This is a genomic window from Halorubellus sp. JP-L1 (genome assembly GCF_011440375.1).
GTDB lineage: Archaea > Halobacteriota > Halobacteria > Halobacteriales > Natrialbaceae > Halorubellus.
Genome location: NZ_JAAOIR010000001.1, coordinates 1,362,532 through 1,385,510 on the forward strand (window position 1 = coordinate 1,362,532; position 22,979 = coordinate 1,385,510).

A 22,979-nucleotide genomic window follows, 5' to 3' on the forward strand; every position below is an offset into this window, starting at 1 on the left:
CGGACGGACACCGCCCACCTCGGACGTCCTCGTTCCGTCCGTCCGCGACGGCGGGGCGTCGCGACCGCTTCTCACGACACCCGACGCCGGCCATTTACCCGTCACTCCTCGCTTCCCGACTCGTCGTCGCCGCACCCATCGTTGGCGGACTCGTCGTCGCACCCGCCGTCGCCGAACTCGTCGCCGCGTTCCCCGGCGTCGTCGGCGTCGTCCCTCGCGCGGTGTTCGTCGAGCGCGGTCTCGACGTCGAGTTCGCCGCGTGCGACGCGGCGCGCAAGCGCGGTGTCGACGGCGCGGTTCTCCGGCGATAGCTCTCGCGACCGGTGCTTGACGCGCTGTATCTCGCCGTCGGTAGGTTCGAAGTCGCGGGACTCGACGATCTCGCCCTCGGTGCGGGCGATGTTCACCGCCGCGAGGACGTCCCCCATCCCGCGAGCGCCCGTCCCGAGGGATGGCGTCGTCCCCGTCTCGTCGACGAGTTCCACGCGGGCGTCGGAGAGGCCGCCGATCACCTTCGCACCCTCGCGGCGCGCGCCGTCGCCGACGCGGACCACGGCGTCGGCCTCGTCCGCGACCTCCTCGCGGACGACGTCCGCGGCCTCGCTCGCCGGCACCTGGAACGCCGCCACCACGACGTCGCCCGCGAGCACCGCGATCCCGGGCTTCCGGCCGGGGTCGACGCCGACGACCGTCCGGCCGTCGCCGCCGCGGAGGTACGCGAGCGCCGCCTCGACCGCGCGGCGTGGCGCGTCCGGCTCGGCCTCCACGACGTGGGGGCCGTCGAACTCGTCGCCCTCGCCGGGACCGGTGACGACGACCGCGGTCTCCTCGGGGAGGTCGGCATCTGGTTCGACGGTCGTGAACGCCACCCCGCGGTCGCGGAGCTCCCCGACCACGTCGTGATACACCTCGAAGTCAGCCGTCGCGACCACTATCACGCCGCGTGAATTCGAGAGCCGGCGAGATAAGTCCCGGTCACCGGCCGTGGCGACGCACCCCCGCCCGACCGGCGCGCGACGCCGAACGCTCTTCCCGCTCGCTCTCCTAGTCCCTGACATGGCGAGTTACGAGGTCGCGTGCGTGAGCATGGACTACGACGCCGACGTGGACGACTGTCGGTGCATCGAGGAGATCGGGTTCACGACGCGGTCGGGAACGATCACGACGCGGACGCCCGCGGAGGTGCACGAGATGATCGCCGAAGACGGGAAGACCATCGTCGTCTCGTACAAGCACGAGCGCTTCGAGCTGGCGGCGGTCGAACGCGGCGGCCAGCGGTACGTGCGGACCGCGGACGCGGACACGGGCGAGGACACGCTCCTGAAGAAACCCAGTTGCTGACGGTCGAAGCGTAGGTCCGCGGCGGTCTCGGCGTCTATCCGAGGGTGCGGGAAGCACCAGAGCTCACCTACCGCGGGCACGAGGTTGAAGTGGAGCGACTCGTCGGACGCCTGGGCGCGGTACTCGACCGCGCAGCGGTTGAGGCTGCCAAGGAGTCGGCGCTGTCGACGCTGGGCGAACGAGACGCCGTTGACGTGGTCGTAGAGGCATTCGCGGACCGTGTGCTGCTGTGGTTCGGGTGCGAGGACGCCCTAGAAGAGTACGACGGCACCGGGCCGGACGACCACCTCGATGTGGGCGCGCTGAAGGCGGCGTACTGAGACGAGGGCCTGGCGCCGGAGACGATGCCGGTGGTATGCGGCCTGTTGTTTCTCGGTTTCTAAGAGTTACTACACCACTCCACATTTCGAAATTATTATATGCTGTTCGCCTGCCGCGATGTTGTATGAGGGAGTACCTGTATCTGGGTGCGGCGATCGCGGCCGAGGTGTCCGGCACGACCGCCCTGAAATTCACCTCTGGGTTCACGAACCCCGTGCCCACGGCCGTCGTCGTTGTCGGGTACCTCAGTTCGTTCTACCTGCTCAGCCTAACGCTCCAGGAGCTACCGGTCGGCCTGGTGTACGCGACGTGGTCGGCGGTCGGTATCGTCGCGGCAGCGCTGGTGGGGGTGGTGATGTTCGACGAGGCAGTCGACACGGCCGGAATCGCGGGCATATGCCTCATCATCGCCGGTGTGGTCGTACTGAACGTCGTGTCGGACGCGTACACGCCCCACTAGCCATGTGCCGATCCGAAGTCGTGTCCGGGATCTGCGGGGGACACCCCAGGCACCTGTTCGACGACGGGCCCGAACCGACGGACGAACGTATGCATCAACGGGGGCCCTGGAGTTCGAGCCCGAGTCCGGGTTCGAGCCCGAGTCCGGGTTCGAATGAATCGCGAGCTGTTCGGTTCGTCTTTTCACTCGTTTGAACAGTGTCCGCGAAGCTTCCCGTGAGTTTTAGTGGTGGCCCGCCCCGAGTACCGTCGTGAACGACGGCGTCATCTCGACGGGCTGTGAAGCCATCGACGACCTCCTCGGCGGCGGGCTGGAGCGCGGCACCGTCACGCAAGTCTACGGGCCGCCGGCGGCCGGGAAGACGAACGTCGCGCTGTCGGCGGCCGTCGCGGTCGCCGCGAACGACGGCCTCGTCGTGTACGTCGACACCGAGGGGCTCTCCCTGGACCGGTTCGAGGCGGTGGCGACCGCTGCCGCGTCCGCTGCCGGCCGCGACGTCGAGGAGGTGACGGGGAACGTCGTGGTGAAGGACGCGTACGACTTCGAGGAACAGGCCGAAGCGGTCCGGGACGTCTCCGAGTTCGCCGAGCAAGCGGACCTCGTCGTGCTCGACTCCGCGACGGGATTCTACCGGCTCGCGCGCGGGAACGACGCCGAGGGCGGGGATTCGCTCCGCGAGGTCGCGAGCCAGGTCACGCACCTCCTGAGTCTCGCGCGCCGGCACGACCTCGCGGTCGTCGTCACGAACCAGGTGTTCAGCGACCCGGACAGCGACCGCACGCGCCCGCTCGGCGGGCACACGCTCGAGCACTGGACGGGGACGGTCGTCCGCATCGACCGCTACCGGGGCGGGAACCGGAAGGCGACCCTGGAGAAGCATCGCGCGAAGGCCGCCGGGGAGAGCGTCCAGTTCCAGATCACGGACGCCGGCATCGAGGCGAGCGACGGCACGCCGTAGCTCGCCGGTGTCGCGGCCGGCGTCGACGGGCCGCAATGGTCGCGGCCGGCGTCGACGGGCCGCAATGGTCGCGGCCGGCGTCGACGGGCCGCAATGGTCGCGGCCGGCGTCGACGAGCCGCAACGGTCGCGGACGCCCTCGTCGACCGCTGCCTATAGTTCGTTGAGCTTGCGCTTGAGCTGGCCCTCGTACTCCTCGTCCGCGCGGTACTCCTTCATCTCGAGGACGTTCCGCTCGAGCTTGTCGAGCGCGACGCGGAACGCGTTCTCGGCGCCGTAGCCCTCGCCGGACCCGGCGACCTGGCCGTTGTTGGTGCGGATCCGGATCTGCGAGTAGATCAACGGCGTTCCGCGGAGCTTCTCCTTGTGCTCCTGGAAGCGGACGTTGACGTGCATCACGTCCATCTTCTGGTACTTGTCGACGACCTGCGTGATGGCGTCCCGGATGTCCTCGCGCGTGAGCGTGTCGAGCAGCGAGATGTTCGAGATCTGGACGTCGATGTGGTCCTCCTCGGTGAACGTGAGCGCGCGCAGGACGTCCGTCTTCGTGACGACGCCCGACACGGTCGACTCGTCGCCGTCGGGCGTGACGACGAGGCCGCCGAGGTCCTCCTCGAGCATCGTCGAGACGGCGCTCTCGACGCTCTCGTCGGTCGTCGTCGTGTACACGGGACTGGACATGATGTCGTACACGGGGATGTCGAGGATGCGGCTGGAGTCGCCGGCGCGGCTCCCGGTGGTCATCTTCTCGTTGCTGCGGACGACGACCGACGTGAGGTCGTGCGTCGTCACGATGCCCGAGAGCTGGCCGTCCTCGTCCTCGACGGGGAGTCGCGAGATGCCGTTCTCGCGCAGGCGATTGATCGCTTGCCCGAGCGTCCCGGACTCCTCGATGACCACGGCGTCCTCGGTGTAGATGTCGGCGACGGTGAGCGCGTCGAGGTTGTGGAGGACGGCGTCGAGGATGCCGTCGACGGTGACGATACCCCAGAGGTTGTCGCCCTCGAAGACGGGTGCGACCTTCACGCCACCCTCGACGAGGACGCGCGCGGTCTCCCGGACGTCCTCGTGACGCGAGACCTTCGGCGCGGGCGCGTTCCGCGAGGGCTTGACGAGCGCGGCGACCTTCGCGTCGTCCTCGACGTGAGACTGCAGGAGCTCTCGTTCGCTGAGGACGCCCTCGTAGGCGCCGTCGCGCGTGACGATGATGCCCTTGAGGTTGTCCTCGGTGAAGCGAGAGCGCACCTTCCCGAGGCGCGTGCCGACGTCGACTTCCACGTAGTCCTCGGTCGCAATATCAGAAATATTCATTCCACCTCGACGGTTCGCCGGCAGGACTATTTAAGGTACCGCCAAGACCGATGCCGCTGGAAGCACCGCAACCGCTACGGCGTGCGGTCTCGTAGCCCGACCCCGGCGCCGTCTCCCCATACCTCGTCCCTCGCGGCGTCGACGTCGACGGGGCGGAAACCGACGCGCTTTAGCCCGTTCTCGCGCTTCCAGCGTGCATGCAGCGACTTCGGCAGTCCGTCCACGACGCGCCCGTCGTGGAGCGCGACGGCTACCGCTACCTCGTCCATCCCGTCAGCAACGGCATCCCGACGCTCGACCCGCGCCTGATGCGCGAGGTCGTCAACGGCCTCCTTCGCCTCGTCGACTTCGAGGACGCCGACGTCATCGTGACGCCCGTGACGATGGGCGTGCACGTCGCGACGGCCCTCTCGCTGACGACGGACGTCCCGCTCGTCGTCATCCGCTCTCGCGAGTACGGGTTCGACGACGAGGTCCCCTTCGAGCACCCGGACGGTCAGTACTACCTGAACGACGTGACCGCGGGCGACCGCGTCGTCGTCGTCGACGACCTCGTGAACACGGGCCAGAGCATCGCCGCCGTCGTCGAGGCGCTCGACGACGTCGGCGCGGAACTGCTCGACGTCGCGTGCGTCCTGCGTCGCGTCGACTCCCGGGACGACCTCGCGGCCGTGGACGTCAAGCGGCTGCTCGACGTCGCGGTCACCGACGACGGCGTCGAGATCGTCGACGAGTAACTGGCCGGCTACACGCGCTCGCGGACGCGACCACGGCGACGAGGTCGACGGACGGATCTCGAGTTATCCAGGTAGCAGGGCTCTCGCGAGCCGAATCCTGGACTGGGCCCGACCCGACGTCGAAGGTTCTTACGTGACGGATACCGGTCTGGGCCCGGTTCGTACCGAATTTCTAAGTATACCCACGATGAAGTGGGATGCGAACACGTCTCATGGTGCCACTCGTCACGCTGCTCGTGGGGGTGCTCGTGCCCGGGCAGATCGTCCCGGAGGGGTCGCGGTCGGTCGTCTTCCAGCAGATCTACGGCGTCTTCCTCGTCCTGGGGACGATCGTCGGCATCGTCGTCACCGTCTACATGGTCTGGAAGGCCTGGAAGTACCGGGCCAGTGCCGACCACGGCGACGACGAGAATCGCCCGGAACTCGGTGAACTGCCCAGCGGTGGCGGCGGCGGCCGGAAGCTGTTCCTCTCGTTCTCGCTCTCTGCGATCATCGTCGTCTCCCTGATCTCCTGGACGTACTTCACGCTCCTGTACGTCGAGAACCCGGAGCCGATCCAGGACGAGGAACCGATGACCGTCGAGGTGATCGGCCACCAGTTCTACTGGGAGTTCGTCTACCCGAACGGGCACACGACCCAGGACCAGCTCGTGATCCCCGAGGACCGACGGATACGCCTCGAAGTGACGTCCGCGGACGTCTTCCACAACTTCGGGATCCCCGAGTTGCGCGCGAAGGCCGACGCCATCCCCGGCCAGCAGACGAGTACGTGGTTCCTCGCCGAGGACACCGGGACGTACCAGGCGAACTGCTACGAGCTCTGCGGGCAGGGCCACTCGCACATGTCCGGGACCGTTCGCGTCCTCACCCAGTCCGAGTTCGAGACCTGGTACGCGAACACGACCAACGAGTCGGCGAACGCCACGGCGAACGAGAGCGGGAACGACACCGCGAGCGTGATGGGGTCGACTGCTAACGTACCGAGCGTGATGGGGTCGGAGGGAGCGACGACGGGCGCGGTCGCGACGTCGACCGTGGCGCCGGCGTCGCCGACGGCCGCCCCCGCCCGGCACGCACCAGTGGCGCACCGCCAGCACGGAGAGGTGGTCTGACATGACCGACGACAGCATGAACGACACCACGAGTTCGACGGACCGACGGCCCGACGACGCACCGACCGACGGCACGCGAACCGACGGCGGCGAATCGACCGACGTCGGCGCGCGAACCGACGGCGGTGCGCTCGAGGCCGCCGACCACGCGCACGACGAGCACGGGCTCCCGCCGACGAGTGCCGTGAAGCGCTGGTTCATCACGACGAACCACAAGGACGTCGGGCTGCTGTACATCGCGACGTCGCTGTCCTTCCTCGTGCTCGGCGGCGTGCTCGCGCTCCTGCTCCGTACGCAGCTCTGGGTGCCGCGCACGCCCGGCGCCGGCCCGCTCTCCGCGATGGCGTACAACCAGGCCGTCTCCGTGCACGGCCTCGTGATGGTGTTCTGGTTCCTGTCGCCGTTCGCGTTCGGGTTCGCGAACTACGTCGTCCCCCTCCAGATGGGCGCGAAGGACCTCGCGTTCCCGCGACTGAACGCGCTCAGCTACTGGCTGTACCTCGTCTCCGGCATCCTCCTGTTCGTCTCGTTCTTCCAGGGCGGGTCGTTCGCGGGCGGCTGGACGATGTACGCGCCACTGAACCTCCCGACGTTCACGCCGAGCGTCGGCGGGAGCGCCGCCATCCTCGCACTCATGCTGTTCGTCGCGAGCGTCACGGTGTCCTCGGTGAACTTCCTGACGACCATGCATCGCATGCGCGCCGAAGGCCTCACGCTCCGCCGACTCCCGCTGTTCTCGTGGACGATCCTGCTGACCGTCTGGATGATGCTGTTCGCGTTCGCCGCGCTCCTGGCGGCACTCCTCATCCTCTCCGCGGACCGCCTGCTCGGCACGACGTACTTCGCCGTCAACGGCGCCGCCGGGTCGCTGCTGTGGACGCACCTGTTCTGGTTCTTCGGGCACCCCGAGGTCTACATCGTCTTCTTCCCCGCCCTCGGCGTGATGGCGGAGACGTTCCAGACGTTCACGGGCCGCCGCATCGTCGGCCGGAAGTGGTTCATCGCCGCGATGGTCCTGGTGGCGCTCCAGAGCTTCATCGTCTGGATGCACCACATGTTCCTCACGTCGATCAACCTCGAGATCAAGACGCTGTTCATGGCGACCACCATCGGCATCTCGCTGCCGTTCGACCTGATGGTGTTCTCGCTGATCTACACGATGGTGAAGGGCCGCATCCGGTTCAAGACGCCGTTCCTGTTCAGCTTCGGCGGCCTGCTACTGTTCATCCTCGGCGGCATCACGGGCGTGTTCCTGGGCGCGGTCGTCCTCGACTACGAGTTCCGCGGGACGTACTGGGTGGTCGCGCACTTCCACTACGTGATGGTCGGCGGCGTCACCGCCCTCATCGGCGGCCTCTACTACTGGTACCCGAAGATGACCGGGCGGATGTACGACGAGTTCCTCGGGAAACTCCACTTCGGACTGTACTTCGTCGGGTTCAACCTGCTGTACTTCCCGATGTTCGTCGCCTGGGAGACCCCGCGGCGCGTGTTCGCGTACGACCCGAGCATGACGATCTGGCACCAGCTGTCGACCGTCGGCGCGGTCGTCCTCGGCGGGTCGTTCCTGATCATGTTCTACAACCTCATCACGTCCGCGTACCGGGGCGAGCGCGCGGACGACGACCCGTGGGCGTACGTCACGACCGCCGAGTGGGCGGTGTCCTCGCCGCCGCCCCTGGAGAACTTCCCGGGCTTGCCGTCGTACGCGAGCGGGAAGCTCGCGTTCCTCGGCGGCGACAGCGAGAGTCTCGAGACCGTCGACGACGACGCGCCCGCCGCGGCGGACGGCAGCGGTGGTGCGGCGACCGACGGCGGTGGCCGTGGTGGTGGCGGCGGCGCAGCGACCGACGGCGGCGGTGGCGGCGCCACGACGGACGGTGGCGCACCCGCGACCGCGTCCGCGTCGGACGCGCTCGCCGCGTCGAGCCACACCGAGGCGGAGGTTCACGCCGGCGAGGAGCACCACGCGAGCCACGCGAGCATCTGGCCGTTCCTCGTCAGCGTCGGCGCGCTCCTCCTGTTCTTCGGCCTCTCCGGGTACACGAACCAGTCGTTCCCAGAGGGCACGATGGGCACCGTCTACGCGGGATCGACCGGGGTCGGCCTGCTCTGGCTGTTCGCGTCGCTCGTCGGCATGGCCCGAGAGTCATTCACCGGCCCGAGTGGCCCGTACGGCGAGAGCTGGCCGTTCGAGAAGGTGTCGAACATGAAGACGGGGATGTGGATATTCCTCGCGAGCGACGTCGTTCTCTTCGGCGCGTTCATCGGCGCGTACGTCTTCCTCCGATTCGCTTCGGGCTGGATCGGCTGGGAGCCGATCCCGGAGAACATCGTGCCCGGCCTCATCAACACGTACGTCCTGTTGACGAGCAGCTTCACGGTCATCCTCGCGCTCGAGGCCGCGGAACGAAAGAGCCGCGGCGGCGTCGTCGCGAGCCTCGCCGCGACGCTGATCCTCGGCCTCGGGTTCCTCGGGAACAAGGTCATCGAGTGGGAGCACCTGTTCCACGAGGGCATCTGGATCGACACCAGCATCCGCGCGTCGACGTACTTCCTGACGACGGGCCTGCACGGCGCGCACGTCATCGTCGGCCTCATAATCACGCTCTACATGATCCCGAGAGCGTGGGGTGGCGCGTACCTCGACGACAGCGGGCCGATCGAGTACTTCGGGCTGTACTGGCACTTCGTGGACATCGTGTGGCTGTTCCTGTTCCCGCTGTTCTACATCCTCTAGACCAATGACCAGACTCAAACTTTACACGGCGATATACGTCGTCCTGTTCGTGTCGGCGACCGTCCAGGTGCTCGTCGAGCAGATGGAGATGTCGTACACGATGGCGCTCGGCATCATCATGGCGCTGTCGTTCGCGAAGGCCGGTATCGTCGCGGCCTACTACCAGCACTTGCGCTGGGAGCCCCGGTCGCTGACGTACCTCGTCGGCATCGGACTGCTGGCGGCGCTCGCGCTGACCGTCGCGGCGACGTACTCCATCACCCCATGACGCCGCTCTCGAACCCGGTCACGCTGGCCGTCGTGTGCGCGTTCGTGCTCGTGCAGGTGCCGCTGGTCGCGTACCTCGCGAAGCACGTCGCGCTCGACGGCGACGCGGACCGCCCGGACCCGACCGACGGCTACGTGACGTACGGGACGGCGGACGCTCGCCCGGCGACGAACGAACTGGCGATCGACGCCGGCGACGTCGACGGCGCCGGCGGCGGACGGTCGTGCCCGCACTGCGGTGGCGTCATCGACGACGGCTACGAGTACTGCGGGGCGTGCGCGGGCCGGATCCGGGACGCGGCCAGCCCCCACGGCGGGCCGCGGCGTGGGCACGGGGGGTCGCGATGACGCGGCGCGAACTCGGGGGGTCGCGATGACGTCCCGTCGCGAGCGCGCGCTATGGGTGGTGCTGTTCTCGCTGGCGCCCGCGACCGGCATCGCGTTCGCGACCGCGAAGGTGAGTGCGCGAACCGTCTTCGACCCTCTCGTCGGCGTCGCGTTCGTCGGCGCGGCGATCGGGATGTTCCTGCTCGTGTTCGGCGCGACGAGCGTCGGCTCGACGAACGTCCCCGAGCGGGGCTTCGAGTGACGCGGTCGGTTCGCTGCCGTCGCGCCACCCCATTTCGACGCCCGGCGTGGCGTGCTAACGCACCCCGTACGTTTAGGAGGGCGGCCGCCGAATGGGCGCGTAGACGATGGGATTCGAAGGCTTCGCGTACCTCGCAGGCGTCGTCGGCGTCGCGATCGGGATGGCCGGACTGCTCGCCGCCGAGTACTTCGACGGCGTCGACATCCTCCTCCCGGTCGGGGGCGTCGTCGCGCTGGGTTCCGTCGGCGCGATCACGTACCTCGTCAGTCGTCACGACCCGCCAGCGCACGGCGAACACTGACCGGGGCTCGTGGAACCAAGACGGTTACGGCCCAAAGGCCGTCACAGGTAGCCGCCGCCGAGCGCCATCATGTACGCGAGGACGACGACCGTGTACAGGACGGCGAGCGCGGCGACGACCTTGAGGTGGAAGTAGAACAGTTCGTCGTCCTCGGCCGCGAACGCCGCCTCGTACGCCTCGCGCTCGCTCGCCGAGCAGACCGACTCGTGAACCTCGCCGACGTGGAGGTCCCGCGCGGCCACCGCCGCGAACGGACGCTCGCAGTACGGGCACGACGCCGCGACCGCCTCGCCCTCGCGGACGAGCGTCTCGAATCCAGCTGGCGACGACCGCGACGCGTCGTCGGCCCCGTCGACGCCCCGTCGATCGCTGGCCTCGTTGGTACTGGCGGCACTGCTCTCGCGCTGGGCGGCGTCGGTGCCGGTGGGTCGATTTTCGGTCATAAGTAGGCTGGTGAGACGAACGGCTGGCCGACGACCCACGCGCTCGTCATCGTGTACGCGACCATCACGACCACGAAGGGGTACTGGCTGCGGATGGGCCGCAGCAGACCCGGGAAGACCTCGAGGGCGACGGCGTGCGCGACCCAGACCGCGAGGAGGTGCCCGACGACGACGAACCCGAGTTCGACGGTCCCGAACCACGCCGGGAGCTGGGCGATCTGGGGGACTCCGGCGCCGCCGAGGGGGTGCGCGAGGACGCCCGTGAGCGCGGGCGACAGCGACAGCGCGTACCCGAGGAAGTGCGCGACGTGGTAGCCGGCGGCGATGGGGACGAGCGCGGGCGCGAACCACCGCTCGATGGCGAGCGGCGACAGGCGACTGTCGACTCGCGCCCGCGAGCGCTCCGCCGCGAGTCGGTACGCCGCGCGGAAGAGCGCGAATCCGCCCAGGAGGGCGGCGAGGTAGACGACCGCGGCGGGCACGCCCGCCTCGACGACGACCGGCGCGAGGTCGTTCCACGCCGGCGTGGTGACGAGGCCGTCGAACGTCGTCGCCCACAGCAACGCGACGACGAACGCCACCGCACCCGCCTCCGCACCCGTCTCCGCCTCGTGCCCGCGAACCCGCTCGCGGTCTCCGTCGTCCGTCGCGCCTGCGACGAGCGCGGTCCCCGGCAGGCGGACGTCGAGTCCGCTCGCAGTGGACTGGATCGGTGCGAGGCGGCCGTAGACGCGGAACACGCGCGACACCGGGTCGACGCGCTCGAACCACTCGTCGCCGTAGCGGCCCGCGCCCCCGAGCGTCACCGCCGAGTACGCGACGACGACGACGCCGAGCAGTCGCGGGTCCGAAGCGAGCGGGCTGACGACCTCGACGTAGACGAGCGCGAGCAGGCCGACGACGCTCGGCCACGCGCCGTAGCGCTCGGGGAGCGACCGCGCGCCGTCGCCCGGGAGCGCGGCCGCGAGCGTCCGCCAGGGATTCAGGATCGGCCAGGCGTTCCCGACGAGGTACGTCGACATCGCGAACCCCGCCCACCACCCGACCCAGACGACGAGGATCGCGAAGTTCGACGTCGGCTCCATAGGGCCGAGCGCGCTCGCCGCGACGACGAGCACGAGACCGAGCACGCCGAGTGCGCGCGTCGCCGCGACTACGCCGCCCCGGAGCGTCGCGGTCGTCGGCACGACCGCGTGCCACGCGTTCACCGCCCGGATGCCCTCGTGATCGGTGAGGAGGCTCGTGAACAGGAACGACGCGCCGACGAGGACGCCGCCGGTCGCGACCGTGAGCCACGACGGGACCGTCCCGACCTGCACGCCCTCGGTGAGGCTGCCGACGTGCAGGGGCACGACTGCAACGTGGAGAGGCACGACTGCAACGTGGAGAGGCACGACTGCGGCGACGAGGGCGGCGAGAGTACGGAGCACGTGTCACCTCGCCCCCGGTCGCCAGGCGAGCAGGACGACGGCGACGACGAACGCGACCGTCGACAGGTCGAGCGAGTACGCGTACAGTTCTCTCGCGACCGCTTCGCCGCCCAGGACGGCCGCGAGGAGGGACGCGAACACGGGCCACGAGCAGCTTGCACAGGACAGCAGACCGACCGCGCCACTGAGTGCGGACGCGGCCGCGTCGACGACCGCGGCGTACGTGAGGTACGCGAGCGCGAGGTACCCGACGAACTGGTAGGGAACGAGCCGGACCGTCGCTCGCGGGGTCTCGAAGACGACCGTCGGCCCCCAGCCCGGCGGGAGCGCGGTGAACACGGACAGGTCCACGCCGGTCGCGTGCGAGTGCCCCGAGAGCGCGGCGACGTCCAGCACGCCGCCCGCGACGGCGAGCACGAGGAGGTACGCGCCCGCGACGGCGAGCGCCCCGCGTCGCGCGAGCGCGCTCGTCGACGACGCGTCCACGGCGAACACCGCCCAGAGCGCCAGGTCGATCCACACGAACGGATAGATGAGGTATCGGACGCTCGACGTTGACGCCCCGGTTAGGCCAAGGTAGCCGACGACGAGTGCGAGCTCGGCGAGCACGACCGCCGCGAGCAGCACCGTCGCTGGACGGGTCGCCGTCCGCCGGATGGCGTCGAGGCCTCGCGAGGTCGCAGTGTCGTTCATCCCGGATCAGCCGACGAGGAGTTTCACGGCGATCGCGAGCACCGCCACGATCGACGCGAACCACGCGCTCAGGCCGACGGCGTGCGCGGTCCCCATCCCGTGGCTCCGCCCGAGGTAGTACACGCCCCACGCGAAGTACGCGAACACGAGCGCGACGACCGCGCCGACGAACACCATCGGGTCCTGCCCGAAGACGACCGCCGCCGCGACGAACCCCACCACGGCGAGGAACGCGAGCAGCATCTTCGGGTCGACGCGCACGCCGCCTGGCGCGGGGCCGTTCGCGAACCCGCGCGCCCGCGAACCGAGCGTGTGCCTGTACGACCGCACTGCCTGCGCTCGCGTCGTCGCCACCAAGATGGCGAGCAACAGCACGCCCATCACCGCAGTACTCACCAACACGCCCACTGCCATGGTATCACTTAGCACAAGACGGCACGGTCCCAATAGTGTTTCCCTCGTTCACACGACTCACATCCACCCAGCGTCGACCAGCGCACGGTCGCCTCGACCCCCCCACTCCCGACGACCGGTGACTCCCACCCCGAGAATCGAACGCCGAACACCCCATCGAGCGACCCGCTCTCTCAGTCCTCGGTCCGGTTCGGATCGGACAGGTAGTTGAGGACCGCCAGCGCGATCCCGATACCGAGCGCGAAGACGTAGCTCGGCGACCCGAACGCGACGCTGACCGCGATCGAACCGACAGCGGCGACGACCCCCGTGAGGAGCGCGTAGCGGAGACGAGAGAGGCCCCACGCCCACTCGTCGAGGCGCCGGTACACGCGACGATATAGCGCATATGCTATTCTCCCCCGCGGGTGGTAAAAAAGCCGTTTCCGCTGTCGACGGCCACCATCACCAACGAGCCGGTCCCGACGGATCCGAACCGCGGTCGCTCCGCTCCTCCGTTCGCTGCGCTCCCCCGCTTCAAATAGCGCCGTCAATACTTCTACCGACGCAACACCGAGGAGCGACAGCAACGAGGCTGCGTCGGTAGAAGTGGGTTAGGGCGGATTTGAACCGATGTGAGACGTTCCTGCTCGCTCCGCTGCGCGGGCTGCGACTCACAGGGTTCAAATGCCGCGTCCACAACTTCTCGCAGGACGCACTCCTCGCTGTCGCTCGTCGTGATGTCCTGCGAGAAGTGGGTTGGGGCGGATTTGAACCGCCGGCCTCCTCCATGTCAAGGAGGTGTCATAACCAACTAGACCACCAACCCAGGTGGCGTCGGTGTTCGCTGCACTCGTTCGTTGCTCGGGACGTTAAAAAAGGGTTTCGAATCGGGTGCCGTGTGGTGAATCGTGGCTATCGCGCAACGTGCACGGGGACGTCGACGCTCGCGCTCGTCCCCGTATCGTCCGTCACCGAGAGCGTCACGACGTAGTTCCCCGCCCGTCGGAACGTACGCTCGACGACCGCACCCTCCCTCGACTCGCCGCGAAAGCCCCACTCGTAGGCGACGACGTCGCCATCCGGGTCGCGGGACTCGCGCGCATCGAACGTCACGCGCTCGCCGGCGCGGACGATATAGCCGTCGTCGTACGTGCGCGCGGGCGAGGCGTCGTGAACTGGGATCGGTGCTTCGTCGTACCGGTCCCGCGTCTCGACGGCCACCTGGACCGACGCGCTGGCCGTCCGGCCCGCGCGGTCCGTGACCGCGAGTTCGACCGTCGCCACGTCGCCGCCGCGCTCCCAGGCGTGATGCACGCGCTCCCCCTCGACCTGCTCGGTGCCGAAGTCCCACTCGAAGGCGTCGACGGGCGCCGTCGACTCCGTCCCGGAGGCGTCGAACGTCACGGCCTCGCCGGCCTGGACGACGTACCGGCCGTCCTCGCGGCGAGCGTCGACGACCGCGACGTCCGGTTCGACGTGCCGATTCGCGCAGTCGGCGGGCGCGGCGGCGTCGTCGTCCGCTGCGCCAGCGTTCCCCCACCTGTCGTCGAGGACGCCGAGGCCGGTCGCGCCGGCGGCGGCGGTCGTCGCGTGGCCGATGAGGCTGCGTCGCGTCAGCGTGCGGTCGAGCATGACGCCGATCCTGGCCGCGTGCTCGCATATGAACCCACTGAGTGGGTCGTGCTAGCTCGCGAGTGCGGGTCGTGCGCCGGTACGCTTAAGTGAATGTACGAATTTGTGCATCGTAAGACGAAGTCGTCCATTAGTGATTCCATATGCAGGACTACATCGAGCGCGTGACCGACGGCATCGACCTCACACAGGACCAGGCTCGCGACGCCGCCACCGCGGCGTTCGAGGACGCCACCGACGCACAGATCGGCGCGCTGCTGGCCGGACTCCGCGCGAAGGGCGAGACCGAGGCCGAGATCGCCGGGTTCGCCGAAGGCATGCGCGACGCCGCACGCACGATCGACCCCGACCGCGCGCCGCTCGTCGACACGTGCGGGACCGGCGGCGACGACCACGACACCATCAACGTCTCCACGACGAGCGCGATGGTCGCCGCCGGCGCCGGCGTCCCCGTCGCCAAGCACGGGAACTACTCCGTCTCCTCGAACGCGGGGAGCGCCGACGTCCTCGAAGAGGCCGGCGTCGCCATCGACGCCGAGCCGCCCGCGGTCGAGTCACAGATCGAGGCCGACGGCGTCGGGTTCATGCTCGCGACCGTCTTCCACCCCGCGATGAAGGCCGTCATCGGCCCGCGGAAGGAACTCGGGATGCGCACGATCTTCAACGTCCTCGGCCCCCTCACGAACCCCGCCGGGGCGAGCGCGCAGGTCGTCGGCGTCTACGACCCCGACCTCGTTCCCGTGCTCGGCCGCGCGCTCGCCCGGATGGACGTCGAGCGCGCGCTCGTCGTCCACGGCAGCGGGATGGACGAGATCGCGATCCACGACGAGACCGTCGTCGCCGAGGTCACCGGCGACGAGATGGAGGAGTACACGCTCGAACCGGAAGACCTCGGCCTGGACCGCGCGCCCGTCGAGGCGGTCGGAGGCGGGTCGCCCGCGGAGAACGCCGCGGACATGACGGGCATCCTCGAGGGCGACGTGACTGGCGCGAAGCGCGACGTCATCCTGGCGAACGCGGGCGCGGCGATCTACGTCGCGGACGAAGCAGAGTCGATCGCGGACGGCGTCGAAGCGGCCCGGGAGGCGATCGAGTCCGGGTCGGCGTCGTCGAAGCTCGCGGACCTCCAGAGCGAGGAGCGGGCGGCTGCGACGGCCGAGGCGGGCGCGGACTAGCGATGGCACGCACGAAGGTGTGTGGCCTCACGCGCGAGGCGGACGTGGACGCGGCGGTCGACGCGGGCGCGGACGCCGTCGGATTCGTCGTCGACGTCCCCGTCGACACGCCACGGGAGGTCGACGCGGCGCGCGCGGTGGACCTCGTCGAGCGCGTCCCGCCGTTCGTGACGACCGTGCTCGTGACGATGCCGAGCGCGCCCCAGCGCGCGGTCGACCTCGTCGAGCGCGTCCAGCCGGACGTCGTGCAGTGCCACGGCGACCTGTCCGCGGGCGACGTGGCGTACCTCGCGTCGCGGGTCGACGCGCACGTCCTGAAGGCCGTGGACGCGGCCGACGTCGAGGCGGCGCAGCGGTACGTAGACGTCGTGGATGCGCTCCTCGTTGACTCCGCGGACGCCGACGGCGGCGGTGGCACCGGCGAGACGCACGACTGGACGCGCACGCGAGAGGCCGTCGCCGACCTGGACGCCCCGGTCGTGCTCGCTGGCGGCCTGAACCCGGAGAACGTCGCGGACGCACTCGACGCGGTCGAGCCGTTCGGCGTGGACGTGGCGAGCAGCGTCGAGGCGCGCGGCGGCGTGAAGGACCACGAGCGCATGCGAGCGTTCCTGGACGCGGTCGCGGCCGCGGACGCGGGCGGCAACCAAAACAGGAGCGAGAACGGCGACGAGAACGATGGCGACGACGAGCGGGTGGTGTCGGCGTGACCGACGCTACCGGGAACTTCGACGGGGACGTCGGAACCGTCGACGACGCCACCGGGAACGTCGGCGGCGACGCTCCGCTGTCGCCTGACCGGGAGTCCTTCGAGGCGCTCGCGGAGCGCGCGCTCGCCGACGGCGGTCCCGCGGTCGTCCGCGCGAGCGTCGACCTCGACCTGGACGTGACGCCCCTGGAAGCGTACGCGGCGCTCTCGGGTCGGACCGCGGCGCCACCGAGCGGCGACGGCGAGTACGCGTTCCTCCTGGAGAGTGCGGAGAAGGTCGCGTCGAGCGACCCCGCGGGCGCGTTCCGGCCGGCGGCCGCGTCGGACGACGACGGCGCGAGCCGGCACGCGCGGTACTCGTTCGTCGGGTACGACCCGGCGGCGGTCGTGACCGTCGACGGCGCGGACGTCGACGTGGACGTCCTCGGAAGCGAGCGCTACGGCGACCTCGTCGACCCGGCGGGGTCACTCGCGGCGCTCGACGCGGACCGCGAGCGCGTGGACGTCTTCGACCGCCTGCGCGCCGCGATGCCCGACGCCGACGTCGCGGGGTTCCCCGACGGCGACCGCCAGCATCTCCAGGGCGGCCTCGTCGGCTTTCTGGGGTACGACGCGGTGTACGACGCGTTCCTCGGCGAGGTCGGCGTCGAACGACCCGACTCGCGGTTCCCGGACGCGCAGTTCGTGCTGTCGACGCGGACGCTCGTGTTCGACGAGGTCGAGAACTCGCTCGAACTGGTGTTCACGCCCGTGCTCTCGACGGACGAGGACGCGGGCGTCGTCCACGACGTCCTCGCGGCGGAGGCCGAGCGCGTCCGTGACTGTCTCGCGAACGCGGACGCGCTCGCGACCGGTGGGTTCGAGTGCGAGCGCGAGACCGCCGGCTCGCGCGAGTCCTACGAGGCCGCCGTCGAGCGCGCGAAGGAGCACGTCCTCGACGGCGACGTCTACCAGGCCGTCGTCTCCCGGTGCCGCGAACTCGAGGGCGACGTGGACGCGCTCGGGCTCTACGAGTCGCTACGGGAGGTGAACCCGTCGCCGTACATGTACCTCCTCGGGTACGACGGCCTGGACGTCGTCGGCGCGAGCCCGGAGACGCTCGTCTCCGTGCGTGGGTCGGAGGTGGTCGCGAACCCGATCGCGGGCACGATCGAGCGCGGGAGCAGTCCCGTCGAGGATCGCGCGCTCGCCGGCGAGCTGCTCGCGGACGCGAAGGAGCGCGCCGAGCACACGATGCTCGTCGACCTCGCGCGGAACGACGTCCGGCGCGTGAGCGAGTCGGGGAGCGTCCGCGTTTCGGAGTTCATGAACGTCCTGAAGTACAGTCACGTCCAGCACATCGAGTCCACCGTCACGGGCGAACTCGCCGCGGGCTCGGATGCGTTCGACGCGACGCGCGCGAGCTTCCCGGCGGGGACCCTCTCCGGTGCGCCGAAGCTCCGCGCGATGGAGGTCGTCGACGCCCTCGAGGACGCCCCGCGCGGCCTCTACGGCGGCGGCGTCGGCTACTACTCGTGGACGGGCGACGCGGACGTCGCGATCGTCATCCGGACCGCGACCGTCGAGGACGAAGGCGAACGCGACCGCGTCACTGTCCGGGCGGGCGCGGGCGTGGTCGCGGACAGCGACCCGGCGAGCGAGTACGACGAAACCGAACAGAAGATGCGGGGCGTCCTGGACGCGCTCGACCGCATCACGGTCGAGCCGGCGCGCGAGGACGCCGGGCGTCTCGCGCCCGGACCGGAGGGGCCGCGATGAGGGTCCTGTTCGTGGACAACTTCGACTCGTTCACGTACAACCTCGTCGAGTACGTCGAATCGTCGCTGCTCGCCACCCGCGACCCCGGGGACGTCGCGGTCGAGGTGGTGCGGAACACGGCGAGCCTGGCGGACGTTCGCGCGTTCGACCCGGACGCCGTCGTCGTCTCGCCGGGGCCGGGGCATCCGCGGCACGAACGTGACGTCGGCGTGACGACGGACGTGTTCCGCGAGGTGAGTCCGGACGTGCCGACGCTCGGCGTCTGCCTCGGGCTCGAGGCCGCGGTCCACGAGTACGGCGGGACGGTCGGGCGCGCGCCCGAGCCGGTGCACGGGAAGGCGTGGCCGATCGCGCACGACGGCCGTGGCGTGTTCGTGGACCTTGAGCAGGGGTTCTCGGCGGGCCGCTATCACTCGCTCGTCGCGAGCGAGGTGCCGGAGTGCTTCGCGGTGACGGCGACGACCGACCACGGCGACGAGGACGCGAGTGCGGTGGACGTCGCCGCGGACGGCGGCGTCGCCGCGGGCGACGGAGGCGACGCGGGCGCGAGGGGCGTGCACCCCGACGGCGACTCGCTCGTCATGGGCGTCCGCCACCGCGACTATCCGATCTACTGCGTCCAGTTCCATCCCGAGTCCGTCCTCACCGGGTGCGGGCACGACGTGATCGAGAACTTCCTCGCGCTCGCCGACGACTGACCGCTGCCGACCGTCGACTGACCGCTGCCGACCGTCGACTGACCGCTGCCGACCGTCGACTGACCGCTGCCGATCGTCGACTGACCGCTGCCGACCGTCGACTGACCGCTGCCGATCGTCGACTGATCGCGGCGGACCGCCGACCGCAGCCCGTTCCGTTCTGCGTCCGCGCGCTTCAGCCGGTGAGCGTCGCGAGGTCGACGACCACGACGCCGGGGAGGCCGAGCGGGTCGAACCCGAGGGTCACGTTCAGCACGTAGAGGAGTCCGAAGAGGACCGCCGCGACGATGGCGACGCGGACGGCGATGGAGATGGCGGCGCGGACGAGCAACACGAGTATCACGACGGCGACGATGGCGAGCAGCGCGAGCGCCGGTGCCTCGAGTCCGAACGCGACCTGGAGTGGGAACATACCGAATGGCGGTTCCTGTGGGACAAAAGCATGTGGGCAAGGTTACTAGCCACTGTTCACTTTCACTCCGGTTTGAGAGGGTTCAAGTCGCTCGCTCGCGTACCGACTCGTAGAGATGATGGCGAGTGCTCGGTAGCAGCAGCAACGTAACGAAACCTGAGTTGTGCAACAGCAACCAGCGTGGAAATCCGACCATTTATGGTACCCTCGCGTGTACCAAATCTTCGTCTCGAACGATGCATACGACACCATCTACAGCCGCCGAAATCGCCCGCAAACGCCCGGTTGCGGGCGGGGAGGGGAGCGCATGAGTCGATCGAACGTCGGCGCAGACGAAGTCGACCTGCCGATCAAGCGAACCGAGGGAGACACCCTCGAGGACCGCCTCACCGGGAACGCCTACCAGAACATCCTGCCCGCGCGCTACCTGCGGAAGGACGCGAACGGCGACCTCATCGAGGAACAGGAGGACCTCTTCGTTCGCGTCGCGAAGAACATCGCACTCGCCGAAGCCGTCTACGAGGCCGACAACCAGGACGTGACCGTCGAGGTCACGCCCGACCAGCTCAAGCCCGACCACCCGCGCCGGGACGAGCTCGCCGAGGAGGTCTTCGGGAAGGGCACGAGCGTCGACGACGACGCCACCACCGAGCTGTCGGTGTACAACGTGAACAAGTTCGCGTACGACACCGTCGTCCCCGAGCTCCCCGACGGCGTCCGCGAGCACGTCGAGGAGAAGGCCGAGGAGTTCCAGGAAGCGATGGAGCGTCTGTCGTTCATGCCGAACTCGCCGACGCTCATGAACGCCGGCGACGAACTCCAGCAGCTCTCGGCGTGCTTCGTCGACTCGCCCGAGGACGACATCGACGACATCCACCAGACCGCCAAGGAGGCCGCGCAGGTCTTCCAGTCCGGCGGCGGCATGGGGTATGCGTTCTGGCGACTCCGCCCGTACGGCGACCCCGTCGGCTCGACCGGCGGCATCGCGTCCGGCCCGATCACGTTCATGCGAACGTACGACCAGATGTGCGAGACGATCGCGCAGGGCGGGGCGCGCCGCGGCGCGCAGATGGGCGTGATGCGCATCAGTCACCCGGACGTCATCCAGTTCATCCACGCGAAGAACAAGGACGTCAGCCTCGCGCACTCGCTGCGCCTGAACGACCCCGACGACTACACGCACAACTCCTTCGCGGACGCGCTCGAGGAAGCGCGCGATCTCATCGACGACGACGGGAAGGTCCCCAAGCACCTTCGGAACGCCGTCGAGGGGCATCTCTCTAACTTCAACATCAGCGTCGGCGTCACGGACGACTTCATGGACGCGCTCGAAGCCGGCGAGGAGTTCACGTTCACGAACCCCCGCACGGGCGACCCCCACGTCGCCACCGCGGAGACGAAGGAGCTCTACGAGATGTTCGGCCTCGGCGAGCACGTCGAGGTCGGCGAAGTGCTCTCGGTCCCGGCGGAAGCGATGTGGGAGGACGTCATCGAGGGCGCTCACGAGAACGGCGAACCGGGCGTCATCTACCTCGAACGCGTCAACAAGAAACACAGCTTCGACGTCGAGGAACACCCCGAGCACCGCATCCTCGCGACGAACCCCTGCGGCGAGCAGCCCCTGGAGGAGTACGAGGCGTGCAACCTCGGGCACATCAACCTCTCGACGCTCGCGGACCTCGACGCGCCCGACTGGCGCGTCTGGTACGACGAGCACGGCGACGACTACGACGACCTGGAGTCGGCAGTCGACGCGTTCCTCGACGAGGCCGTGGACTTCGAGGAGTTCGATCGCCGCATCGAACTCGGCACGCGATTCCTCGAGAACGTCGTCACGATGAGCGACTTCCCGGTCCCGAAGATCGAGGAGAAGGTCCGCGAGATGCGGAAGATCGGCCTGGGCGTCATGGGGCTCGCGCAGCTGTACATCCAGCTCGGGATGCGGTACGGCTCCGAGGAGTCCAACGAGGTCGCGAGTCAGCTGATGACGCACATCAATCACGCCTCGAAGTGGACGAGTCACGAGCTCGCCCAGGAGCGCGGGGCGTTCGCGGACTTCGAGGACTCGAAGTACGCGGACCCGACGGAGTACGCGGAGTGGTTCGAGCACCACACCGGCCTCGACGCCGAGGAGTGGGCGGACGGCTTCCCGGTGCGGAACCACAACACGACGACGATCGCGCCTACTGGCACCACCAGTATGGTCGGGAACACGACGGGCGGCTGCGAGCCCATCTACAACGTCGCGTACTACAAGAACGTGAGCGACGACGTGCAGGGCGACGAGATGCTCGTCGAGTTCGACGACTACTTCCTGCGCGTGCTGGAGGCGAACGACATCGACGTCGCCGCGGTGAAGGAGGAGGCCCAGGAGCAGATGGCGTCGAACGCGTTCGACGGCGTCGACGGCCTGGAGACGGTGCCGGACGCGATCGGCGAGCTGTTCGTCGTGACGTCGGACCTCGAGGGGAAGGACCACGCCGCCGTGCAGTGCGCGTGCCAGGACGGCGTGGACTCCGCGATCTCGAAGACGTGTAACTTCCCGAACGACGCCTCGCCCGAGGACATGGACGAGGTGTACCGCTACATCTACGAGAACGGCGGGAAGGGCGTCACCGTGTACCGCGACGGGACGCGTAGCAAGCAGGTCCTCACGACGCGTGCGGACAACAAGGAGTTCGCGGACGAGGACGAGGCCGCGGAGGTGCTCGTCGAGCAGATCCAGGACGTCTTCGGCGGTATGGAGGCGTTCCTCGAGAACGACGACGTGCAGGCGGCCCTCGACGCGGAGATTCGGAGCCTGCTCGCGGCGGCCGACGGCGACCGCAGCGAGAAGCGCGACCGCCCGGCCGCGCTCCGGGGCGTGAGCCAGCGCGTGAAGACCGGGTACGGGAAGCTCTACGTCACGATCAACGAGGACCCGGACACGGGCGAGCCGTTCGAGGTGTTCGCGAACATCGGGCACTCCGGTGGGTTCACGAACTCCTTCACGGAGTCGCTCGGGAAGGTCATCTCGACCGCACTTCAGGCGGGCGTCGACCCGGACGAGATCGTCGACGAGCTCTGCGGGACGCGGTCGCCGAAGGTGGCGTGGGACAAGGGCGAGCAGATCCAGTCCATCCCGGACGCCATCGGCACCGCGATGCGCCGGTACCTCGACGACGACATCGACAAGCCATACCCCGAGCAGAAGACGCTCGAGGAGGCCGCAGGCGACGAGGACGCCGCGGGCGCGACGAAACCCGACGGTGGCGCCGCGACGGAGCCGCCGAGCGCCGGGGCGCCGGCCGACGCCGACGTCGGGGGCGAACCGGCAGCGGACGCGACGAACGACGCGGTCGACGACCTGATCGCGGCCGGGGAGAGCCCCGAGTGCCCCGAGTGCGGGGGGCTGTCGCTCGCGTACTCAGAGGGCTGCAAGACCTGCGAGTCCTGCGGCTGGTCGGAGTGCTGACGTAGGTTCCGCGACTCGCGGTTTTTTGCGTTCGCCCGCGCTA

At 69.2% G+C, this 22,979-nt stretch carries 25 protein-coding genes and 1 tRNA gene; 16 read left to right on the forward strand and 10 right to left on the reverse strand.

The genetic code is table 11. The features are described from left to right. Positions 1-101: 101 nt before the first annotated feature. Entirely contained in the window at positions 102-938 is an 837-nt protein-coding gene (locus G9C85_RS06885) for a hypothetical protein (RefSeq protein ID WP_166038232.1), read from the reverse strand. A gap of 118 nt (positions 939-1,056) precedes the next feature. Between G9C85_RS06885 and G9C85_RS06890 the strand changes: the two genes are divergently transcribed. The 4 genes from G9C85_RS06890 to radB all read left to right on the forward strand — a co-directional run bounded on the left by G9C85_RS06890 (position 1,057) and on the right by radB (position 3,080). Further along, positions 1,057-1,341, forward strand: coding sequence for a hypothetical protein (locus tag G9C85_RS06890; RefSeq protein ID WP_166038234.1), 285 nt, complete (start codon positions 1,057-1,059; stop codon positions 1,339-1,341). Positions 1,342-1,430: 89 nt separating this feature from the next. Next, entirely contained in the window at positions 1,431-1,661 is a 231-nt protein-coding gene (locus tag G9C85_RS06895) for a hypothetical protein (protein WP_166038237.1), read from the forward strand. Between the two features lie 125 nt (positions 1,662-1,786). Further along, positions 1,787-2,122 (forward strand): multidrug efflux SMR transporter, encoded by a 336-nt coding sequence (locus G9C85_RS06900; protein WP_166038239.1) that lies wholly within the window; start codon positions 1,787-1,789, stop codon positions 2,120-2,122. Positions 2,123-2,372: 250 nt separating this feature from the next. Then, entirely contained in the window at positions 2,373-3,080 is a 708-nt protein-coding gene (gene radB, locus G9C85_RS06905; RefSeq protein WP_166038242.1) for a DNA repair and recombination protein RadB, read from the forward strand. Between the two features lie 152 nt (positions 3,081-3,232). Here the strand turns inward: radB and G9C85_RS06910 are convergent, their stop codons facing one another. Beyond that, positions 3,233-4,390, reverse strand: coding sequence for a CBS domain-containing protein (locus tag G9C85_RS06910; protein WP_166038244.1), 1,158 nt, complete (start codon positions 4,388-4,390; stop codon positions 3,233-3,235). Positions 4,391-4,587: 197 nt separating this feature from the next. On the opposite strand from G9C85_RS06910, the gene G9C85_RS06915 reads away from it, so the two are divergent. The 7 genes from G9C85_RS06915 (at position 4,588) to G9C85_RS06945 (ending at position 10,136) form a co-directional block, all read left to right on the forward strand. Then, positions 4,588-5,127 carry an adenine phosphoribosyltransferase gene (locus tag G9C85_RS06915; protein WP_166038246.1) on the forward strand — a complete coding sequence of 180 codons (540 nt, stop codon included), beginning with the start codon at positions 4,588-4,590 and terminating at the stop codon, positions 5,125-5,127. A gap of 212 nt (positions 5,128-5,339) precedes the next feature. Then, entirely contained in the window at positions 5,340-6,239 is a 900-nt protein-coding gene (gene coxB, locus G9C85_RS06920) for a cytochrome c oxidase subunit II (protein ID WP_166038966.1), read from the forward strand. A 16-nt stretch (positions 6,240-6,255) separates the two neighbouring features. Continuing rightward, positions 6,256-8,979 carry a cbb3-type cytochrome c oxidase subunit I gene (locus G9C85_RS06925; protein WP_193570666.1) on the forward strand — a complete coding sequence of 908 codons (2,724 nt, stop codon included), beginning with the start codon at positions 6,256-6,258 and terminating at the stop codon, positions 8,977-8,979. A gap of 4 nt (positions 8,980-8,983) precedes the next feature. Beyond that, positions 8,984-9,247, forward strand: a complete 264-nt coding sequence (locus G9C85_RS06930; protein WP_166038250.1) for a cytochrome C oxidase subunit IV family protein — start codon at positions 8,984-8,986, stop codon at positions 9,245-9,247. Then, positions 9,244-9,594 (forward strand): hypothetical protein, encoded by a 351-nt coding sequence (locus tag G9C85_RS06935; RefSeq protein ID WP_166038252.1) that lies wholly within the window; start codon positions 9,244-9,246, stop codon positions 9,592-9,594. Before G9C85_RS06930 ends, G9C85_RS06935 begins: the two co-directional genes overlap by 4 nt. A gap of 25 nt (positions 9,595-9,619) precedes the next feature. After that, positions 9,620-9,835, forward strand: a complete 216-nt coding sequence (locus G9C85_RS06940; protein WP_166038255.1) for a hypothetical protein — start codon at positions 9,620-9,622, stop codon at positions 9,833-9,835. Positions 9,836-9,941: 106 nt separating this feature from the next. Next, on the forward strand, positions 9,942-10,136 hold the full coding sequence (locus G9C85_RS06945) for a hypothetical protein (protein WP_166038257.1): 195 nt from the start codon (positions 9,942-9,944) through the stop codon (positions 10,134-10,136). A gap of 41 nt (positions 10,137-10,177) precedes the next feature. Here G9C85_RS06945 and G9C85_RS06950 read toward each other — a convergent pair whose 3' ends face one another. The 7 genes from G9C85_RS06950 to G9C85_RS06980 all read right to left on the reverse strand — a co-directional run bounded on the left by G9C85_RS06950 (position 10,178) and on the right by G9C85_RS06980 (position 14,730). Next, positions 10,178-10,579 (reverse strand): DNA-binding protein, encoded by a 402-nt coding sequence (locus G9C85_RS06950; RefSeq protein WP_205254314.1) that lies wholly within the window; start codon positions 10,577-10,579, stop codon positions 10,178-10,180. Continuing rightward, positions 10,576-11,931, reverse strand: a complete 1,356-nt coding sequence (locus tag G9C85_RS06955; protein WP_166038259.1) for a hypothetical protein — start codon at positions 11,929-11,931, stop codon at positions 10,576-10,578. Before G9C85_RS06955 ends, G9C85_RS06950 begins: the two co-directional genes overlap by 4 nt. Positions 11,932-12,012: 81 nt before the next feature. Further along, positions 12,013-12,702: a hypothetical protein gene (locus G9C85_RS06960; protein WP_166038261.1), complete on the reverse strand. Its 690-nt coding sequence runs from the start codon at positions 12,700-12,702 to the stop codon at positions 12,013-12,015. Positions 12,703-12,708: 6 nt separating this feature from the next. Continuing rightward, on the reverse strand, positions 12,709-13,098 hold the full coding sequence (locus G9C85_RS06965; protein WP_166038263.1) for a hypothetical protein: 390 nt from the start codon (positions 13,096-13,098) through the stop codon (positions 12,709-12,711). 191 nt (positions 13,099-13,289) lie between these two features. Continuing rightward, the gene (locus G9C85_RS06970) at positions 13,290-13,487 is read right to left on the reverse strand and encodes a hypothetical protein (RefSeq protein ID WP_193570604.1); all 198 of its coding nucleotides are present in this window, start codon (positions 13,485-13,487) and stop codon (positions 13,290-13,292) included. A 363-nt stretch (positions 13,488-13,850) separates the two neighbouring features. Beyond that, positions 13,851-13,924, reverse strand: a tRNA-Val gene (locus G9C85_RS06975). Positions 13,925-14,010: 86 nt separating this feature from the next. After that, positions 14,011-14,730: a PKD domain-containing protein gene (locus G9C85_RS06980; protein WP_166038265.1), complete on the reverse strand. Its 720-nt coding sequence runs from the start codon at positions 14,728-14,730 to the stop codon at positions 14,011-14,013. Positions 14,731-14,873: 143 nt separating this feature from the next. On the opposite strand from G9C85_RS06980, the gene trpD reads away from it, so the two are divergent. The 4 genes from trpD (at position 14,874) to G9C85_RS07000 (ending at position 19,070) form a co-directional block, all read left to right on the forward strand. Continuing rightward, on the forward strand, positions 14,874-15,905 hold the full coding sequence (gene trpD / locus G9C85_RS06985) for an anthranilate phosphoribosyltransferase (protein ID WP_166038267.1): 1,032 nt from the start codon (positions 14,874-14,876) through the stop codon (positions 15,903-15,905). A gap of 2 nt (positions 15,906-15,907) precedes the next feature. Beyond that, the gene (locus G9C85_RS06990; protein ID WP_166038269.1) at positions 15,908-16,615 is read left to right on the forward strand and encodes a phosphoribosylanthranilate isomerase; all 708 of its coding nucleotides are present in this window, start codon (positions 15,908-15,910) and stop codon (positions 16,613-16,615) included. A gap of 77 nt (positions 16,616-16,692) precedes the next feature. Continuing rightward, a complete protein-coding gene (gene trpE, locus G9C85_RS06995) occupies positions 16,693-18,372 on the forward strand; it encodes an anthranilate synthase component I (protein WP_166038971.1) in 1,680 nt (559 codons plus the stop codon). Further along, positions 18,369-19,070 carry an aminodeoxychorismate/anthranilate synthase component II gene (locus G9C85_RS07000; protein ID WP_166038271.1) on the forward strand — a complete coding sequence of 234 codons (702 nt, stop codon included), beginning with the start codon at positions 18,369-18,371 and terminating at the stop codon, positions 19,068-19,070. The genes trpE and G9C85_RS07000 overlap by 4 nt, the downstream gene beginning before the upstream one ends. A 175-nt stretch (positions 19,071-19,245) precedes the next feature. On the opposite strand, the gene G9C85_RS07005 is transcribed toward G9C85_RS07000, so the two are convergent. After that, positions 19,246-19,482: a hypothetical protein gene (locus tag G9C85_RS07005; protein ID WP_166036127.1), complete on the reverse strand. Its 237-nt coding sequence runs from the start codon at positions 19,480-19,482 to the stop codon at positions 19,246-19,248. A 307-nt stretch (positions 19,483-19,789) separates the two neighbouring features. Between G9C85_RS07005 and G9C85_RS07010 the strand changes: the two genes are divergently transcribed. Further along, positions 19,790-22,936: an adenosylcobalamin-dependent ribonucleoside-diphosphate reductase gene (locus G9C85_RS07010; RefSeq protein WP_166038273.1), complete on the forward strand. Its 3,147-nt coding sequence runs from the start codon at positions 19,790-19,792 to the stop codon at positions 22,934-22,936. Positions 22,937-22,979 lie beyond the last annotated feature (43 nt).

Excerpts from the sequence above, each read along its gene's own strand:
- G9C85_RS06890 (WP_166038234.1), top strand. The coding sequence starts at position 1,057 with ATGGCGAGTTACGAGGTCGCGTGCGTGAGCATGGACTACGACGCCGAC.
- G9C85_RS06900 (WP_166038239.1), top strand. The coding sequence starts at position 1,787 with ATGAGGGAGTACCTGTATCTGGGTGCGGCGATCGCGGCCGAGGTGTCC.
- G9C85_RS06910 (WP_166038244.1), bottom strand. The coding sequence starts at position 4,390 with ATGAATATTTCTGATATTGCGACCGAGGACTACGTGGAAGTCGACGTC.
- G9C85_RS06915 (WP_166038246.1), top strand. The coding sequence starts at position 4,588 with ATGCAGCGACTTCGGCAGTCCGTCCACGACGCGCCCGTCGTGGAGCGC.
- coxB (WP_166038966.1), top strand. The coding sequence starts at position 5,340 with ATGGTGCCACTCGTCACGCTGCTCGTGGGGGTGCTCGTGCCCGGGCAG.
- G9C85_RS06925 (WP_193570666.1), top strand. The coding sequence starts at position 6,256 with ATGAACGACACCACGAGTTCGACGGACCGACGGCCCGACGACGCACCG.
- G9C85_RS06930 (WP_166038250.1), top strand. The coding sequence starts at position 8,984 with ATGACCAGACTCAAACTTTACACGGCGATATACGTCGTCCTGTTCGTG.
- G9C85_RS06935 (WP_166038252.1), top strand. The coding sequence starts at position 9,244 with ATGACGCCGCTCTCGAACCCGGTCACGCTGGCCGTCGTGTGCGCGTTC.
- G9C85_RS06940 (WP_166038255.1), top strand. The coding sequence starts at position 9,620 with ATGACGTCCCGTCGCGAGCGCGCGCTATGGGTGGTGCTGTTCTCGCTG.
- G9C85_RS06945 (WP_166038257.1), top strand. The coding sequence starts at position 9,942 with ATGGGATTCGAAGGCTTCGCGTACCTCGCAGGCGTCGTCGGCGTCGCG.
- G9C85_RS06950 (WP_205254314.1), bottom strand. The coding sequence starts at position 10,579 with ATGACCGAAAATCGACCCACCGGCACCGACGCCGCCCAGCGCGAGAGC.
- G9C85_RS06960 (WP_166038261.1), bottom strand. The coding sequence starts at position 12,702 with ATGAACGACACTGCGACCTCGCGAGGCCTCGACGCCATCCGGCGGACG.
- G9C85_RS06980 (WP_166038265.1), bottom strand. The coding sequence starts at position 14,730 with ATGCTCGACCGCACGCTGACGCGACGCAGCCTCATCGGCCACGCGACG.
- trpD (WP_166038267.1), top strand. The coding sequence starts at position 14,874 with ATGCAGGACTACATCGAGCGCGTGACCGACGGCATCGACCTCACACAG.
- G9C85_RS06990 (WP_166038269.1), top strand. The coding sequence starts at position 15,908 with ATGGCACGCACGAAGGTGTGTGGCCTCACGCGCGAGGCGGACGTGGAC.
- G9C85_RS07000 (WP_166038271.1), top strand. The coding sequence starts at position 18,369 with ATGAGGGTCCTGTTCGTGGACAACTTCGACTCGTTCACGTACAACCTC.
- G9C85_RS07005 (WP_166036127.1), bottom strand. The coding sequence starts at position 19,482 with ATGTTCCCACTCCAGGTCGCGTTCGGACTCGAGGCACCGGCGCTCGCG.
- G9C85_RS07010 (WP_166038273.1), top strand. The coding sequence starts at position 19,790 with ATGAGTCGATCGAACGTCGGCGCAGACGAAGTCGACCTGCCGATCAAG.